Origin of the sequence: Paenibacillus wenxiniae (genome assembly GCF_039822605.1) — a bacterium.
GTDB lineage: Bacteria > Bacillota > Bacilli > Paenibacillales > Paenibacillaceae > Saccharibacillus > Saccharibacillus wenxiniae.
Genome location: NZ_JBCGUH010000001.1, coordinates 54119 through 68821, shown reverse-complemented (window position 1 = coordinate 68821; position 14703 = coordinate 54119). Strand labels below are relative to the sequence as shown.

Annotated in this window: 17 protein-coding genes and 1 riboswitch; of the genes, 14 read left to right on the top strand and 3 right to left on the bottom strand. The window is 42.8% G+C overall.

Features of this window, described 5'->3' with window-relative positions:
• Positions 1 to 24 precede the first annotated feature (24 nt).
• From AAHF22_RS00275 to AAHF22_RS00245, 7 genes are all read left to right on the top strand, one after another.
• A complete protein-coding gene (locus AAHF22_RS00275) occupies positions 25 to 309 on the top strand; it encodes a hypothetical protein (protein ID WP_347322970.1) in 285 nt (94 codons plus the stop codon).
• 82 nt (positions 310 to 391) lie between these two features.
• Entirely contained in the window at positions 392 to 904 is a 513-nt protein-coding gene (locus AAHF22_RS00270; RefSeq protein ID WP_347322969.1) for a hypothetical protein, read from the top strand.
• 100 nt (positions 905 to 1004) lie between these two features.
• Entirely contained in the window at positions 1005 to 1298 is a 294-nt protein-coding gene (locus AAHF22_RS00265) for a hypothetical protein (protein ID WP_347322968.1), read from the top strand.
• A 57-nt stretch (positions 1299 to 1355) separates the two neighbouring features.
• Positions 1356 to 1952, top strand: a complete 597-nt coding sequence (locus AAHF22_RS00260; protein ID WP_347322967.1) for a chloramphenicol phosphotransferase CPT family protein — start codon at positions 1356 to 1358, stop codon at positions 1950 to 1952.
• 233 nt (positions 1953 to 2185) lie between these two features.
• Positions 2186 to 2890 carry a CPCC family cysteine-rich protein gene (locus AAHF22_RS00255; RefSeq protein WP_347322966.1) on the top strand — a complete coding sequence of 235 codons (705 nt, stop codon included), beginning with the start codon at positions 2186 to 2188 and terminating at the stop codon, positions 2888 to 2890.
• A gap of 310 nt (positions 2891 to 3200) precedes the next feature.
• Positions 3201 to 4217 (top strand): phosphotransferase enzyme family protein, encoded by a 1017-nt coding sequence (locus AAHF22_RS00250; protein ID WP_347322965.1) that lies wholly within the window; start codon positions 3201 to 3203, stop codon positions 4215 to 4217.
• Between the two features lie 189 nt (positions 4218 to 4406).
• Positions 4407 to 5120 (top strand): class I SAM-dependent methyltransferase, encoded by a 714-nt coding sequence (locus AAHF22_RS00245; protein ID WP_347322964.1) that lies wholly within the window; start codon positions 4407 to 4409, stop codon positions 5118 to 5120.
• 350 nt (positions 5121 to 5470) lie between these two features.
• On the opposite strand, the gene AAHF22_RS00240 is transcribed toward AAHF22_RS00245, so the two are convergent.
• Positions 5471 to 6232 (bottom strand): 2-phosphosulfolactate phosphatase, encoded by a 762-nt coding sequence (locus AAHF22_RS00240; RefSeq protein ID WP_347322963.1) that lies wholly within the window; start codon positions 6230 to 6232, stop codon positions 5471 to 5473.
• A gap of 295 nt (positions 6233 to 6527) precedes the next feature.
• Between AAHF22_RS00240 and AAHF22_RS00235 the strand changes: the two genes are divergently transcribed.
• From AAHF22_RS00235 to AAHF22_RS00205, 7 genes are all read left to right on the top strand, one after another.
• Complete coding sequence (locus tag AAHF22_RS00235; protein ID WP_347322962.1) at positions 6528 to 7085, top strand: DUF4256 domain-containing protein; 558 nt, start codon at positions 6528 to 6530, stop codon at positions 7083 to 7085.
• A 473-nt stretch (positions 7086 to 7558) separates the two neighbouring features.
• Positions 7559 to 8380: a phosphotransferase family protein gene (locus AAHF22_RS00230; RefSeq protein ID WP_347322961.1), complete on the top strand. Its 822-nt coding sequence runs from the start codon at positions 7559 to 7561 to the stop codon at positions 8378 to 8380.
• An 84-nt stretch (positions 8381 to 8464) separates the two neighbouring features.
• On the top strand, positions 8465 to 8617 hold the full coding sequence (locus AAHF22_RS00225) for a hypothetical protein (protein WP_347322960.1): 153 nt from the start codon (positions 8465 to 8467) through the stop codon (positions 8615 to 8617).
• 79 nt (positions 8618 to 8696) lie between these two features.
• Positions 8697 to 9299 (top strand): class I SAM-dependent DNA methyltransferase, encoded by a 603-nt coding sequence (locus AAHF22_RS00220; protein WP_347322959.1) that lies wholly within the window; start codon positions 8697 to 8699, stop codon positions 9297 to 9299.
• 182 nt (positions 9300 to 9481) lie between these two features.
• Positions 9482 to 9649, top strand: a riboswitch (M-box (ykoK) riboswitch).
• Between the two features lie 240 nt (positions 9650 to 9889).
• Complete coding sequence (locus tag AAHF22_RS00215) at positions 9890 to 11524, top strand: NRAMP family divalent metal transporter (RefSeq protein WP_347322958.1); 1635 nt, start codon at positions 9890 to 9892, stop codon at positions 11522 to 11524.
• Between the two features lie 293 nt (positions 11525 to 11817).
• The gene (locus AAHF22_RS00210) at positions 11818 to 12387 is read left to right on the top strand and encodes an SF0329 family protein (protein WP_347322957.1); all 570 of its coding nucleotides are present in this window, start codon (positions 11818 to 11820) and stop codon (positions 12385 to 12387) included.
• Between the two features lie 83 nt (positions 12388 to 12470).
• On the top strand, positions 12471 to 12704 hold the full coding sequence (locus AAHF22_RS00205; protein WP_347322956.1) for a ferredoxin: 234 nt from the start codon (positions 12471 to 12473) through the stop codon (positions 12702 to 12704).
• Positions 12705 to 12868: 164 nt separating this feature from the next.
• Here AAHF22_RS00205 and AAHF22_RS00200 read toward each other — a convergent pair whose 3' ends face one another.
• Together AAHF22_RS00200 and AAHF22_RS00195 are read right to left on the bottom strand one after the other, a co-directional pair.
• Entirely contained in the window at positions 12869 to 13627 is a 759-nt protein-coding gene (locus tag AAHF22_RS00200; protein WP_347322955.1) for an SDR family oxidoreductase, read from the bottom strand.
• A 188-nt stretch (positions 13628 to 13815) separates the two neighbouring features.
• Positions 13816 to 14409, bottom strand: a complete 594-nt coding sequence (locus AAHF22_RS00195; RefSeq protein WP_347322954.1) for a GNAT family N-acetyltransferase — start codon at positions 14407 to 14409, stop codon at positions 13816 to 13818.
• Positions 14410 to 14703: the final 294 nt, after the last annotated feature.

Sequence of the window (14703 nt, the reverse complement as noted above, 5' to 3'; positions counted from 1 at the left end):
TTTGTAACTATGGATAGTTAGGAGATGAAAGGTGAGTCTGTGAAAATCAAAATTGACGATAAAAAACGACAAATCATTATTGATCGCTATTTTCGGATTGGTGGCGTAGTTGTTCCAAATCAGTATTGTGAAGACTGCGGCAGTGTCATTATTTATTACGACCAATATGATAACGAGTTCTGTCCGTATTGTAACAAATGGTTATCTGCTCCATGTGGAGATGCATCCTGTACATATTGTAGAGTTCGACCGAATGAACCTTTAGAAATTAAAACTCTTGCTGATACGATCCATGAGAATATAGAGTGACCCTCTATGAACATGATGAAGTGCCTTGAATTGTAAGTGTGAAGTATAGATGTTAAATAATTAATAATAGAAAGAGGTTAAAATGATTGATTTTTTGAGGAGTATCGATGTCAAGGCGTACAACCAGATCATAGAGATTGCAGGACGACCTAATTTGTTATTTTCTAATGATGGCGGTAAATATCATGCAGAAGCTAACTATAATATGTACACGATTCAAAAGCTAAACAAATGGATTGAGAACAATAAATTGTCGGTGGATGAGCTAGAACAGATTTTTACTTTTATCGAACATTCGTGGTCAGTCTATTTGAGCACTTATTTTAAAGCGAAATCATTTGTATTTTACGTGTGGGGAGATTATCAGATACCGGCACTCCGGTTGTCCGTCGTTTCTTTCTATAAGGAGTTGGAACTGCCATTTAAATGTGCATTAAATAAGGTGAATAGCTTGGCTAGCGTAATGAATTTATATCATCAGGAATTACAGTTAAATCAGTGTACTATTTTGGAAGCAGACCCATCTAGCCTTAACGAGTATGAAGCAGAAACTCCTTATATACTAACTGTATATTCAAAAGTGATCCTATGTTGAACGAAAGTGAAGTGCGTGTATAGTACATCGTAGTCACGTGAAATTGTTATTTTTCTCCATACCATTTCGATTAGAGTATGATTGAAAAAAGAGGTGCATCATGGAACAAAGACACTGCAAAGCCATCATTGAATGGTATAAAAATCCTGTCGGTTATCCATTACATACGTGGCTACGCGATCTTGTGATGATCGATGGAACCATTGTAGATAAGCACATCATCGGTAATACATGGACAGTCCCTGTAAGGATCACCGCCTATATCGATAATACATGGCGTGCTTATGCAGACGTTGGCTTTTTAGTTGATGAAGCCCCATGGCATCTACTGAAAAGTGGCTATACGTTTAAACTTTGGGCAGGTAAAGATGTCGCTACAGTAAGCATTGTTTAGGTTTGTTGAAACAAGTTTGATAAACGTACATAATTCTCGCGTATAAGGATGATTCTTTTGGAAAAAGGAATAGTTGTGTTATTGAACGGTACTTCGAGTGCAGGGAAAACGAGTATTGCGATGGAGATGATGAAGCAGAAGGAGGTTTTGTTTCATCATCTGTCTGTAGATGATTTTTTTCATAATTACAATGAATTTATCGATAACAAATTCCCGGATATGGAGCCTGTGCGACACGTGGATGATTCGGTTGTTGGGGACATTATTTTTGATCCAATTGTCTCTATGCTTTATGCAACAGTTCGATTGTTCTCGGAAATGGGATTGCACGTTATTGTAGATACTGTCATGGAAAACGATAAATGGTTTAATGACTGTCTGGATGCATTTGCGGATTTGCCCACTTTGTTGGTAGGCGTGATCTGCTCCAGAGAAGAATTAAAGAGAAGAGAGCAGGTAAGAGGCGATCGCAGAATTGGACTGGCGAACGAGCAATTTGATCATGTATATAGCTTTGACGAATATGATATTGAAGTCAATACAGAGCAGTTGAATCCAACACAATGTGCTGAAGCCATATTGAATGTTATGAATTCCCAGCAGAATCTATCCGCATTTAAAAAGTTAAGCAAAAGACCGCTTGATTGTTTATAAGTAGGCTGTTCGTTAGAGTATTACTTTATTTTGTTAAGGTATTGGAATTTATGATATTGACTGCGGTGCATGTAAATTGGAATGGCATATAGTATGGGAGAAATTCATGATGTGGTTTGAGTGTGTTTTTCGTAAAATGGATTAGATTATGAATTTGAGTTGATCAATGAGCTGACAATAATCAGGTTTATGATTGATTTAAAATCGCATAAGTTAGGAGTATACATACTAAAATGAATCGATATACATGTCCTTGTTGCGGATATCTTACTTTAGATGAACGTGGTGCATACGATATTTGCTATTTGTGTGACTGGCAAGATGATCGACAGGATGATCCTGATGCTGATCAAGTTCGGGGAGGGCCGAATGGACATTATTCGCTGACTGAAGCTAGAGCGAATTTCAAAAAATTTCTAACGATGTATCGGGAAGGAGCAAATACGCTACGACAGACTGATCAGGAGCTTAAAGCCAAAAAAGCTATTATTGAAGCATTTGAGCAACTGAAAACCGCTTCCGATGGTGTGAAGTCTACATTATGGCAACAGATTGTGAATGTAGAGCATATCTTGCATGATATCGTACATGAACGTACAGAACGTTACAGTAATAATATAGAAAAGAATATAGATTCATTGAAGTTAATCAACTCCGAAGACCGGGATACTCAAGTGAACGGCTTGCTCGCTCTTGCCTACCAGGCTAACGATTGGGAGTTTGCACAAGAGCGAATGATTCGATATAGCGAGCATCCTGATGAAAATATTAGAGGGATCGCGATTTTATGCTTTGGACATATTGCCAGAATTCATGGAATGATTGATCAGGCGTTAGTTATGCCGATCCTTAATAAGGCGTTATATGATGAGAGTGCTTTTGTCCGAGGTCATGCGGAATCGGCATTGGATGATATTCGTATGTTTTGCCAATCGTAATAATTTTTAATTGAACTATATGTTTTATGAGATGAAAAAGCGATCGTCTCAGATTATTGATTTTGATAATGCGATGTATCATGGGGGTGCATGCGATATCTCGTAACAGCATGGGACGATTTTCTCGGTGAGCCGATCGATGTGAATCATCCTCAAGCACAAGCTTTTTTGAACAGTTATCGTTCTATAGCTAATTTGAGTGATGCTGAAATCAGCCAGTTTTCTTATTCTCAAAAAAATCAAGCAGAAGCAAGATCTGTCATATTATCGATGTGATGGGTCTTGTTTGATGTTAGGGGTGATCCATCATATGAAGATAGATAAAACGTTATTGCTCCAGAGAGCTATATATTTGTATGGATTAAACGCGAACAGCTTAACGATTGAGCAAGAGCTTCAATCATATAATCAACATGGGGATATACATTTCCAAATTCGTATCAATCATCAGTCGTATTCGGCACGATTAATTGGCAACAAGCGTTATGAAACAGATGTGTTTATTGGATTGTCGGATGAAATTGTACACGAGCAGATTCGATTTTGCAGTTATCTGGTGGATGCTGGCATTCCATTTATGAAGCATATAGAAACTCAATATGGTGAGCCATTTATCCGATTTCATTTTGCTGATCAAGAGTGGAGATTTATACTATTTGAGTGGCTAGAAGGTGAACATATTACTCACGGTACAGAACGAATCGCCTATACATTCGGTGAGTTTGCGCGAAACATCCATAGGGTTTCTGCTCAGTTCGAATCTACCATCTTCTCGCAATCGTCGCATCTTCAAGGATATGATCAATTTTATCATTTGCTACATACCCCAGTTGAGATGGCTACGCTAATGCTGTCCACGAAAGAGTTGTTAAGGAGCTATTTTAAACAAGTCGAGTATCATCTTCAATGTGCTAAAGCTGATTCCTTTAACTTTATTGTTCAGTCTGATTTAAATCCATTAAATGTGCTTTGGAATTCAGATCAACAGGTTATCGGTCTGGTCGACTTTGAGTCTATTACGTATACAGATCGATTAGAAGCATTAGCATGGTTGATCAAATGGTATTCCAGAACAGAGGGAGTAATATCTCATCAAATGTCACCAGTTTTGACTGAAGCGCTATTACAAGGATACGGTGCAGATAAAATACTCACATCGGTAGACTGGCAGAGACTGCCTTCACTAATCTGGTTGACAGGCTGCCTGAACTGGAACTTTATCTCTAGGACGATAGAGCTGATAGGGAATGAGCAAGAAACTTTGCTTCAACAACATCTATCCACATCTATCAAACGTGGCGAACAATTGCTCTCCCTGATACGTTAGCGTAATACATCCATCCAGATCAGTTTGAACAATTCCACCCGGAGCATGTACAATAAGACTTATCCATCGCGAATGTTAATTCCTATCGATGGACAATAAAGCCTAGTCGACAGTCGGCATACTTTATGAACAAGCCATACTGCAAACTATTCCCAACGAGCAGAGCACAGAAAGGTGAGATGAGCGAAGATGAGTAGAGAAGAGATGAGTTTGGATTTAAGCCGGATTGTATTTATTGGGAGAACGTTTCAAGAATACCTGTCCATGTTCAATCTGACAGAGCAGGAGCTGATCGGGCGCCGCATATTGGATTGTCCGGCAGGTGCATGTTCGTTTACAGCGGTCGCCAGCACATTAGGGGCGGACGTGACGGCAACCGATATAGCGTATTACTATCCGTTTGATCAGCTGGCGGAAAAGGGGCTTGCCGATATTGAACATACGATGCTGCATATGGAAAAAGTACAGTCCAATTATGTATGGGATTATTTTCAGTCTGTCGCTGGATTGAAGCAGCATCGATCACAGGCATTGGCCGATTGGGCTGAGCATATGAGGCAATGTCCAGAGCGTTATATTCCGGCTACGTTACCACAATTGCCGTTTCAGGCTGACGCCTTTGATCTGACGTTGTCGGCTCATTTTCTATTTATGTATGGTGATCGTTTGGATATTGATTTTCATCTGCGCACGATACAGGAATTATTACGTGTGACGAAGCAGGAAATACGTATTTTCCCACTGGTCGATCTGTCGTGCCGACGATACCAGCATCTGGATCAACTAATCGAATGGATTGAAAGTGTCGGTTACCAGACTGAGGAAGTGACGGTTCCGTATGAGTTTCAAAAAGGGGCTAATCGTATGTTGAGAATCGTAAAGAATGAACTGAGGATTAATTAGATATACACGTAATTGTTAAACTGAGAAGCTGAAATGAACACTAAAAAGCTAAAAAGCTAAAATGACAATGAAAACGGTATATGATGGCAGAGGATATGATCATACTGGCTTCGAATCTGCGATAGAGTACTAGATAGAGCACTAAAAAGATGAGCTAGGGCGTGTACGAAAACTCTTACAGGTGTAGATAGCACAGAACAGAGGGTAAGAAATAAGAAGGAATGACGACTTCAATGCACTAACGATGTGAGCGTCATTCGTATTTCTGATATGAATAGGTAACTCTTTTCATCATACGAACGTACAGCTCTCTATTTTACCGACAGGAGGGGACAGATGCCCCTCTTTTTTTATATATCCAGCTGCACAAACCTGTTATCCCGCAGCACAGGCACTATGTTCATCTGATTGAGCTGCGAGCAATGTATAACATCCTGCTCGTGTCCGCGCTCACGTAATTCACGTCCACTGGCGGAATCCCATATGAGCTGCTGGACGCTGTCTTTGACATATTGGTATGCGCCCTTGCATACTTCGGCTTCAGGAGAAATCGAACCCTTTAATCGGGAAAGAATCATACCGGCGCCCAGAGCATCCTCGATACTGGGACGGAGTGTATTTTCATTTTCCATAGCATCGGGCCATTTCTCGCCGCAGGGTACAACAGTAATAGCACAACCGGATGTGACGCGCAATCGATTGGCAGCTTCGGCAACAGCCGTTGCATTGAGCGTACAACCAATCAACAGCGCCTGAGCATCGGCTGCGATCCATGTGCAAGCTGCACCGTTAAGCGAACACATGACAAAACGCTTATTCTTATCTGCTGCTGTAAAGGTGATTGGTGACAGGGAATGACCGCCATACTTGAGCGATTCGGCCCGTCCCCAGACGATCTCTGCATCGATAGATTGCGCATAAGCTTTAGCCTGTTCATTGATCGGAGGCGGATACGGATAAATGTGCGCTCCATATTGTACAGCCGTGACTACGGTCGAAGAGAAGCTAAGCACGTCTACGATAATCACTATATCGCCGCGCTCAGCAGCAGCTCGTGCACCTCGTTGTCCCCATTCCAGTTTGATATCAAACGGAGTCTGGTCATAAAACATCGTTTATTCCTCCATTCGTTCGTATGTATAGCGTTAATGCTTTCGATAGAGCTTTTGCTGGTTAGTATAACGGATCAATTTTTTTCATTTTCTGTACTATACCTGATGTTGTTTTAGATGATTATACACTTGAATATATTGTAAAATAAAATATAGCTAGTATAGGATACATAGCTTTGTATCCAGCCACAATAATATGCGTATGTATAGTTCTACATCGCTATACCGCAATATCGCCCTAAGTAATATCGTCCCAAGTATGATCATTTTATCACTATTTGGAGGAGGCACGAACATGACCAAACGATTATCTCCAGAACAACGCAGTGAACTATTACATATTTTGCAAGCTCGTTTTAGTCAGCATATGCAGCGCCATGAGGAACTAAAGTGGGGCGATGTCCAAGCTCGATTGGAAGCTTACGAAGCAAAGCTATGGTCATTATATGAAATGGAGCGCACAGGTGGTGAGCCGGATGCCATCGGGTATGATGCTGAAACCGGAGAGTACATATTTTGCGATTGTGCTGCCGAAAGTCCGAAGGGACGCAGAAGTCTATGCTATGATCGCGCTGCATGGGAATCGAGAAAAGAAAACAAGCCTGCCAGTGATGTAGGGACGATCGCTACAGAGATGGGCATTACTGTGCTAACGGAAGAGCAATATCGAGAGTTACAGCAACTTGGGAATTTCGATCTGAAATCGTCCAGCTGGATCCACACGCCTGAACGTATCCGCAAGCTTGGCGGCGCGCTTTTTGGAGATCGTCGATATGATACGGTGTTCGTGTACCATAATGGAGCAGAATCGTATTATGCTGCGCGTGGATTTCGTGGTTGGGTACGTGTTTAATTAACGCGCCTGCTTTTTCAATATTCTTTTGCATCGAGTTCAATATATAGTTCATCTTATGATCGCGAATGAAAAGAGGGGAACATATGAAACGATATGGTATAAAGTGGTTCGAGTTACTGATCATCATATTGTATCCTGTTGCTGCCTATATTGTATTTACGAATAGGGTAGTGATCGCTTCATGGTGGATTCCGGCAATCGTGATGCTTCTTTTTTGCCTGATATGGCCTACTATTAGATCCGTGCTAATTTCTTCCATTTTACTGTGGATCATCGCTGCTCCTGTCTGGTTGTATACAGAAACAGCACAATCAGCAGCTCATATTAGAGGGAATGTACCATTTATTCTATTGATGTATATCGGTATTGTTTTGCTGCCTTCATTACTGCTCGTTTCTGTGAAAATAAAGCTATGGCGTACATACACACTAAAGCTTTCCCTTATTCGCTAAAATAGGAGGACGTAACCGATGAAGCCGATGACCAAACCGTCTATTCCGCAGAGCATTAGCGAGCAACTAGGTACAATACATACGATGACTTTTCCTGAACAGGGCTGCACATCTCAGGTCGCCATTTTGCATACAGACAAAGGACGATCTGTTTTAAAAAAATCAATCGGCGAGCAATATGCAGCATGGCTAAAGCAGGAAGCTTACGTGCTTGGTTGTCTTGCCACTATAAACGGGAATGCTTCCACCACGCAGCTGCGTGTTCCAGAAGTGTATCATTTTTTGCAATGTCAGGATCAGGATGAAGGACTGCAAGCATGGCTTCTCATGGAGGCTATCGAAGGAGATACGGTATATCATGCGCTAACCGGTGAGCATAATCCAGCTAAACAGAACGAGATATTGTTTGTCTTCGGACGAAGCCTACGTCAGTTGCACGATACCCCCTGTCCGGCTGAATTGCAAACGGACAAAAAATGGTTAGATCACATCTTAGAGCAGGCGCAATACAATTTAACACACTATGAAGTCGACGGTTCAGCTGCATTATTACAGCATTTACAGCAAAATCGACCGACCGATGTACAGCAAACGTTAATTCACGGTGATTGTACAATGGATAATGTGCTTATTGATCAGGGACAGATCACTGGAATGATCGATTGGAGCGGTGGCGCCTGGGGCGATCCACGTTATGATATCGCTTTAGCAATCGAGTCGATCGCTGAGTTGCCGCAAGCGGAGCAGGGATATGAAGCTTTTTTTGCAGGGTATGGCGAGCGCATGATTTCAGATCAAGACTATGATTATTTTCAAAAAGGGCTGTATGAGTTTTTCTAATATAAATGGTTCTACATAGGAAAGTTCTTTATTGGATGATATAGATACTCGATCATATAGGATTAAGAAACGGGAGATGAGACGATGAGTAAGACATCATCTGAATGGAGTCAAACTATTCAATTCGAAGATCGGATTCCAGGCGACCAGAGCACATGGAGACATGAAAGTATTTTGTTTAAAGTGGATGGAGGTTTGGGAAGATTAAGGGTTCAATATGGTACGGATCACCGATAATGTGATAAGGGATTCAGTACGACAAACAGTTATACTTATACGTAATCAATTCACTATAGTTATATAAAGGGGGGAACCTATGGGCAATACAGATAAGTTTGAGCAAATGGCATTCAAGTACGATAGTCCAACTCGAATCGAAGTTGCGGTCAAAGCGGCTGCGGCGATTCGTCACTATGTACACGATGCAGGCAATAAGCATGCTATTGATTTTGGCTGTGGTACAGGATTAGTTGGCATGGAGCTGCTTGATGATTTTCGCTCGGTTCTGTTTATAGATTCGTCGTCCAATATGATTCATGCAGTGGATCAGAAAATTAAGAATATAGGCGTCCACAATGCGAGTACATTATGTTTTGATCTGGAGCAGGATCGACTGGATGAGCTGTCAGCGGACTATATTTTTATGTCTCAAGTGCTACTTCATATTGCCGATGTGGAATTTATTTTATCGCGTTTATATCTTATGTTAAATGAAGGTGGACATGTCATTATCGTTGATTTTGATCATCATAATGGCGTGCATTCGGAGTTTGTTCATCCGGGTTTTGTACAGACGGATTTGGCAGCACAGATGAAGGAGATTGGTTATACCGATGTGCAATCCTATACATTTTATGCGGGCGAGCGACTGTTTATGAATTTGGATGCGACGATGTTTGTGTTAGATGCACGCAAATGAAACTGTGCCTAATTACGATTATTTGTCATCATACAAGCTGTTCCAAAATAGCAATTTTAGCATAAAATAACGGTTTATCCATGAATAAAAAAGGGACAGTATAGCTGTCCTTTTTTATAAAAAAAAGCAGTTGACAACTGACCAACACGCGAGTAGACTTACGTTGGATATGAAAATAATATAATATTTCTCGTTAGGCGAGGCTCCTATACAAACACAGGCTACTGCCCGGAAACATCGAAAGATGCCAATGGGTAGAACAGGTATTGCCGGATTAAGGCTCTACTTAAGGTAGCTGAGTAAATGTACTCTACGTTGTACAGTGCCGAAGCTCAACCAGGGGAAATGATCGTTCATTAGCATGCTTTTTTAGCATGTTTCATCCCCCTGTGCGCTTTGCAGGGGGATTTTTGCATCTTTAGTCGTAATCACAGATTTTCAGGTCAATGAACAGCGTAACGTATGATGATATCAAAGGAGGTGACAGGTGTGGGAGATGGTTCTAGTATGCCGGGTCGATCGTGTCGTTTAACATTGTGTTCAGTTTGCCATTTCATTAAATATCGGATCAATCAAGGAGGTACTTTGACATGCAAAACCAAGCTCGCAACCTGTCATCAGCCGTACTCGATCAAGCTCATGTAGGGGATATTCGTGGTGCATTTGGCACCGTTCAACAAAATGATACCGCTCCACGCAAATCATGGCTCGCTCATCTTCGCACATTGCTCGTCATTATGGGACCTGGCCTTATCGTAATGGTCGGTGACAATGATGCTGGTGGTGTAGCCACTTATGCACAGGCAGGTCAAAATTATGGAACACATCTGCTGTGGGTATTGCTATTGCTCATTCCAGTGCTCATTGTAAATCAGGAAATGGTCGTGCGCCTCGGTCTGGTTACCGGCGTCGGTCATGCTAAGCTGATCTTTGAACGGTTTGGTCGTTTCTGGGGTGCCTTTTCGGTAGGAGATCTGCTGTTTGTTAACTTTTTGACGCTGGTGACTGAATTTATCGGCGTCGATCTGGCGATGTCGTATTTTGGCATTAGCCCCTATATTTCAGTTCCAGTCGCCGCTGTGCTGCTCATTGCTTCCACACTCACTGGCAGCTTCCGCCGCTGGGAAACGGTGATGTATTTGTTCGTGGCGGTGAATTTTCTCGCTATTCCACTGGCTATTATGAGCCATCCGGTAGCAGGTACGGTTATTCATAATTTTCTCGTGCCAGGTGTAGGTGCGCATTTTGATTCCAATATGATGCTGCTGATCATTAGCATGGTTGGCACTACAGTTGCACCCTGGCAGCTTTTCTTTCAGCAATCGAATGTGATCGACAAACGTCTGACTCCGCGCTGGATGGCGTATGAACGTGCAGATACTGTGATCGGTTCCTTTGTTGTCATTATCGGGGCGGCGGCGCTCATCATTGCGACTGGCTTTGCCTTTCATGGTACTCATCTGGCAGGTGCGTTTGTTGATGGAGGTGCGGTTGCGAAGGGACTGCATACAACACTCGGTTCCTTTGCCGGTGTCAGCTTTGCGATTATTTTATTAAATGCTTCGCTTATTGGAGCGGCAGCAGTGACACTGTCCACTTCGTATGCGATCGGTGATACGTTTGGCATTAAGCATTCTTTGCATCGTAAAGTGTCAGATGCACCGGGCTTTTATATTAGCTATGCGCTGCTTGTGCTCGTAGCGGGTGCGATTGTGCTCATTCCACATGCACCACTCGGTGTGATTACGACCGCAGTACAGGCGCTTGCCGGTATTCTGCTGCCTAGTGCAACGGTGTTCCTGCTGTTACTCTGTAATGATAAAGAAGTGCTCGGTCCGTGGGTGAATAAACGGTGGCTCAATATCGTGAGTAGCTTAATCGTCGGTGTGCTCGTGATGCTGTCCTTTATTCTGGCAGCACAAACGCTGTTTCCAACTATGAATATCCATGCATTTATTGACGTACTGCTGGCTGTCTTTGCAGCTGGATTACTGGTGAGCATCGTTATATTAATTCGGCAAAAAGGTGGAAAAAATATAGTTGCAACACCAGCAGATCAGCTCGAAATCGATCCACGCATGTGGCGGATGCCACCACTGCAACAGCTGTCCAAACCAGTATGGTCCAAAACACGCAAAATCGGTATGATCACACTGCGTGTGTATCTGCTTATCGCTGTGCTGATGATGATCGTCAAAGCGATCCAGCTTGTGCTAGGCATGTAATCCTATGATAGATGTGCCCGAGTGATCGTATTCATCGAGTCTACAGTTCGAACAGGTTTCCTACCTGCAAAGCCACCGAATGTACCACGTTCGGTGGCTTTGCTATATATTCCTCGCAGTATCCATGATAATCTAAAGAGAAGGCATAGCAGCGACCAGTCTTTATTTTGTTGCGTGAACTGTCTGGTGATGCATGGGCAGCTTGACGTTGCATGAACAGTCTGGTCCTATACACTTTAAAATATATCCCCATACGATAAAGATCGTGCTGGGTTCGGAAAATAGGAGGATTTATGTCCTGGAGTAAATTAAAGCAAAATTTAGAGAGCTTTCTTGCCCCTGCCCTACAGGGAAAAGTAGAATATCGGGCAACAAGCTATCGCTATGCACCTGACAAATCAGGCAACTGTTATATTACGGTAGATAAGAAAAATATTCTAAATATGAAAGATACGACGACACCGATTCGCTGGTATCAGACAGAACAGGAGATTAAAAACAATCCGAATATCGATGTTCCACTGACAGCAGCAGACATTGAAGCTGTTCGAGAAGGTGGTAATAGCAATATTCCAGAGGAGCGCTTACAGGTCATCGCTCGCAATCGCAAATTGTCCGAGTGTGCCAAAGATATTTTAGCTGCACAGACAGCACTCAGTAAGTCGAATTTCGATACCGTCGCTAACCGCTTTCTAGCACGTCCAATTGAAGAAAGTTTGGATAGTCCGGATATTATGCTGAATATCCTCGCATTGGTGGATCGCCGTGTGGGGAAGAAGCGTTTGCAAAATATGAGTGATACCGTTAAGCTCAAGCATCCAGCGGTGCAATATTTCTACGAATTGCGGCGGCGTACATTTTAAGTAAGGCAGCATAACTTGAAAAGAATAACTCAATATTCAGCACGCTATAAGCTATACACTTCTATTATAAAGGAGCAACGCCAGTGAAACAGTATACACGCATTGAGAAAGAACGATGTATTGCCTGTGGAGCTTGTATGGCTATATTGCCAGCAGTTTTTCAGCCGGATGAAGGCGGCTATGCTGAAGCGGTGTATGGGGGCGATGGAAATCGCGGGATTACACGTATCCCTTTGGATATGGAATTGGATTTGTGGGATGCTGTAGACGGTTGTCCGACAGAAGCTGTTCGACAATCGGAATATCCATTTGCTTAAATGGTTTTTTTGAGTATGCGGGTGTATAGGAATAGAAGTAGGAATAGCCCACTTTCCGGATGAATCGGAAGGTGGGCTGTTTTTATTTTTTATAAAGTCCAACAATAATGAGGTATAGAGGTATAGAGGTATAGAGGTATAGAGGTATAGAGGTATAGACACACTTATACCATATTTTTCGTTGCGGCATACATTTGCTCGGTATATTTATCGATATCATCGCGTGACATACGCAGCCGATCTGCCGAGCTGCCGTAGCCGATCTCCAGCTTGCCTTCGTTTAACCCTTCAAAAATACCATCGGCAAATTCAGCCAGTGGCTCGCCCTGTGTATGCAGCCCTGCTCCTCCCAGATCGGTATTTACAGCTGGTGGTGCTACCTCGATCACTTCGACCGAAGTTTCAGACAGCTGATGGCGCAGACTCATTGTAAAAGAATGCAGCGCTGCCTTGGTTGCGGAATAGATCGGCGCAATGGCAAATGGGGTGAACGCAAGACCGGATGTTACGTTGATAATCGCAGCCGTTTCTTTTTTGGCTAAAAATGGAGCGAACAGCATACACAGATGCAGGGGTGCATCCAGATTGGTCTCAATCTCTTTGCTAAAATAATTCCAATTGCGACTGGCATCTGCCTTCATCATATGAAAACGTTGCTGAATCCCGGCATTGTTCACCAGCACATTCACTTCAGGGCAATGCTCATTGACCCAATCAAACAGAGCTACCCGTTCCGAAGCTTCACTCAGATCGCATACTTTGATTTCAAGACCGGATAGCTTCGCTTGCGCTTCCTGCAACGCCGTTTCACGTCGTCCACACACAATTACTCGATTCCCAGCCGCTATAAATCGTTCTGCAAAAGCAAGTCCAATGCCTGAAGCGCCACCTGTAATTAAAATCGTATTCCCTGACATATTCATCGAGATCCCTCATTCCTTGGATTATTGTTGCTACAAGCGTTCGTATTGTAGGACGTATACGCCAACTATTTTGCTAGAGCTGTTAATTTCATCCATGCTCACATGCAATCGTTATCAAGATAGCGATAGAAACAAAGCTTGAGAACCATTACCCATAAATTCGGGATTTGGCGACACGGTGATGCAATTCATTCATACTCGGCACCACGAACCTTGGCAAATATCATCGTATCTCGTAGTGAGCCACGCATATTAAGCTTGTGATTCCGAAGTGTTCCTTCCAGTGTATAGCCGCAACGTTCCGCCACTCTGGCGCTTTGCGTATTGCTCGCGTCACAATGAATCTCAATTCGATTCGCCTGAAGACGCTCTACTGCAAAATGAGTAATCGTCCGCACGGCTTCGCTAATATAGCCCTGCCCGGCATACGATGTTCGTACCCAGTAGCCGATCTCAAATTTGCGTACCTGCCAATCGATCGCATGTAGACCGCTGCTACCAACAAACTGCCCGGTTTGTCTATGGAAAAGTAACAGCTGTAAGTCTTGCCGCTCCATAAATTTAACTCCAGCAAGTCGCAAATTCGCCTCGGATTCATAAACGGTTGGCATTTGCTGCGCCCACGGCATCCACGGCTGTAATTCGTGGATACTTTCACAAATCGCTTCGTTCATAGCTGCTCCATCTCCAGCCTGAGGAGCACGAATGAGTAGACGCTCACTTTCGAGTTGATTAGGAATGTCGAGCAAGATCGGGTGAGTGGAAGTGGGGCGATTGGGCATGTGGGACGCTCCTTTCGGGATCATGATTCTAATTGTAATTGTATATGTATTAAGGAGTGGACGTAAACTTGTATGTAGGAGCGACTATTATGCCAGTAAGGAAATAAAGGGACAGGATGAACTATAGTGTTAGTGATCTTCTAACACGAGGTGCAATGAAAAAGTAATTTTTGCGGAGCAAAATATTTTACAGCTATAGTGTTAGTGATTTGCTAACACGAGGTGCAATGAAAAAGTGATTTTTGCGGAGCAAAATATTTTACAGCTATAGTGTTAGTGATTTGCTAACACGAG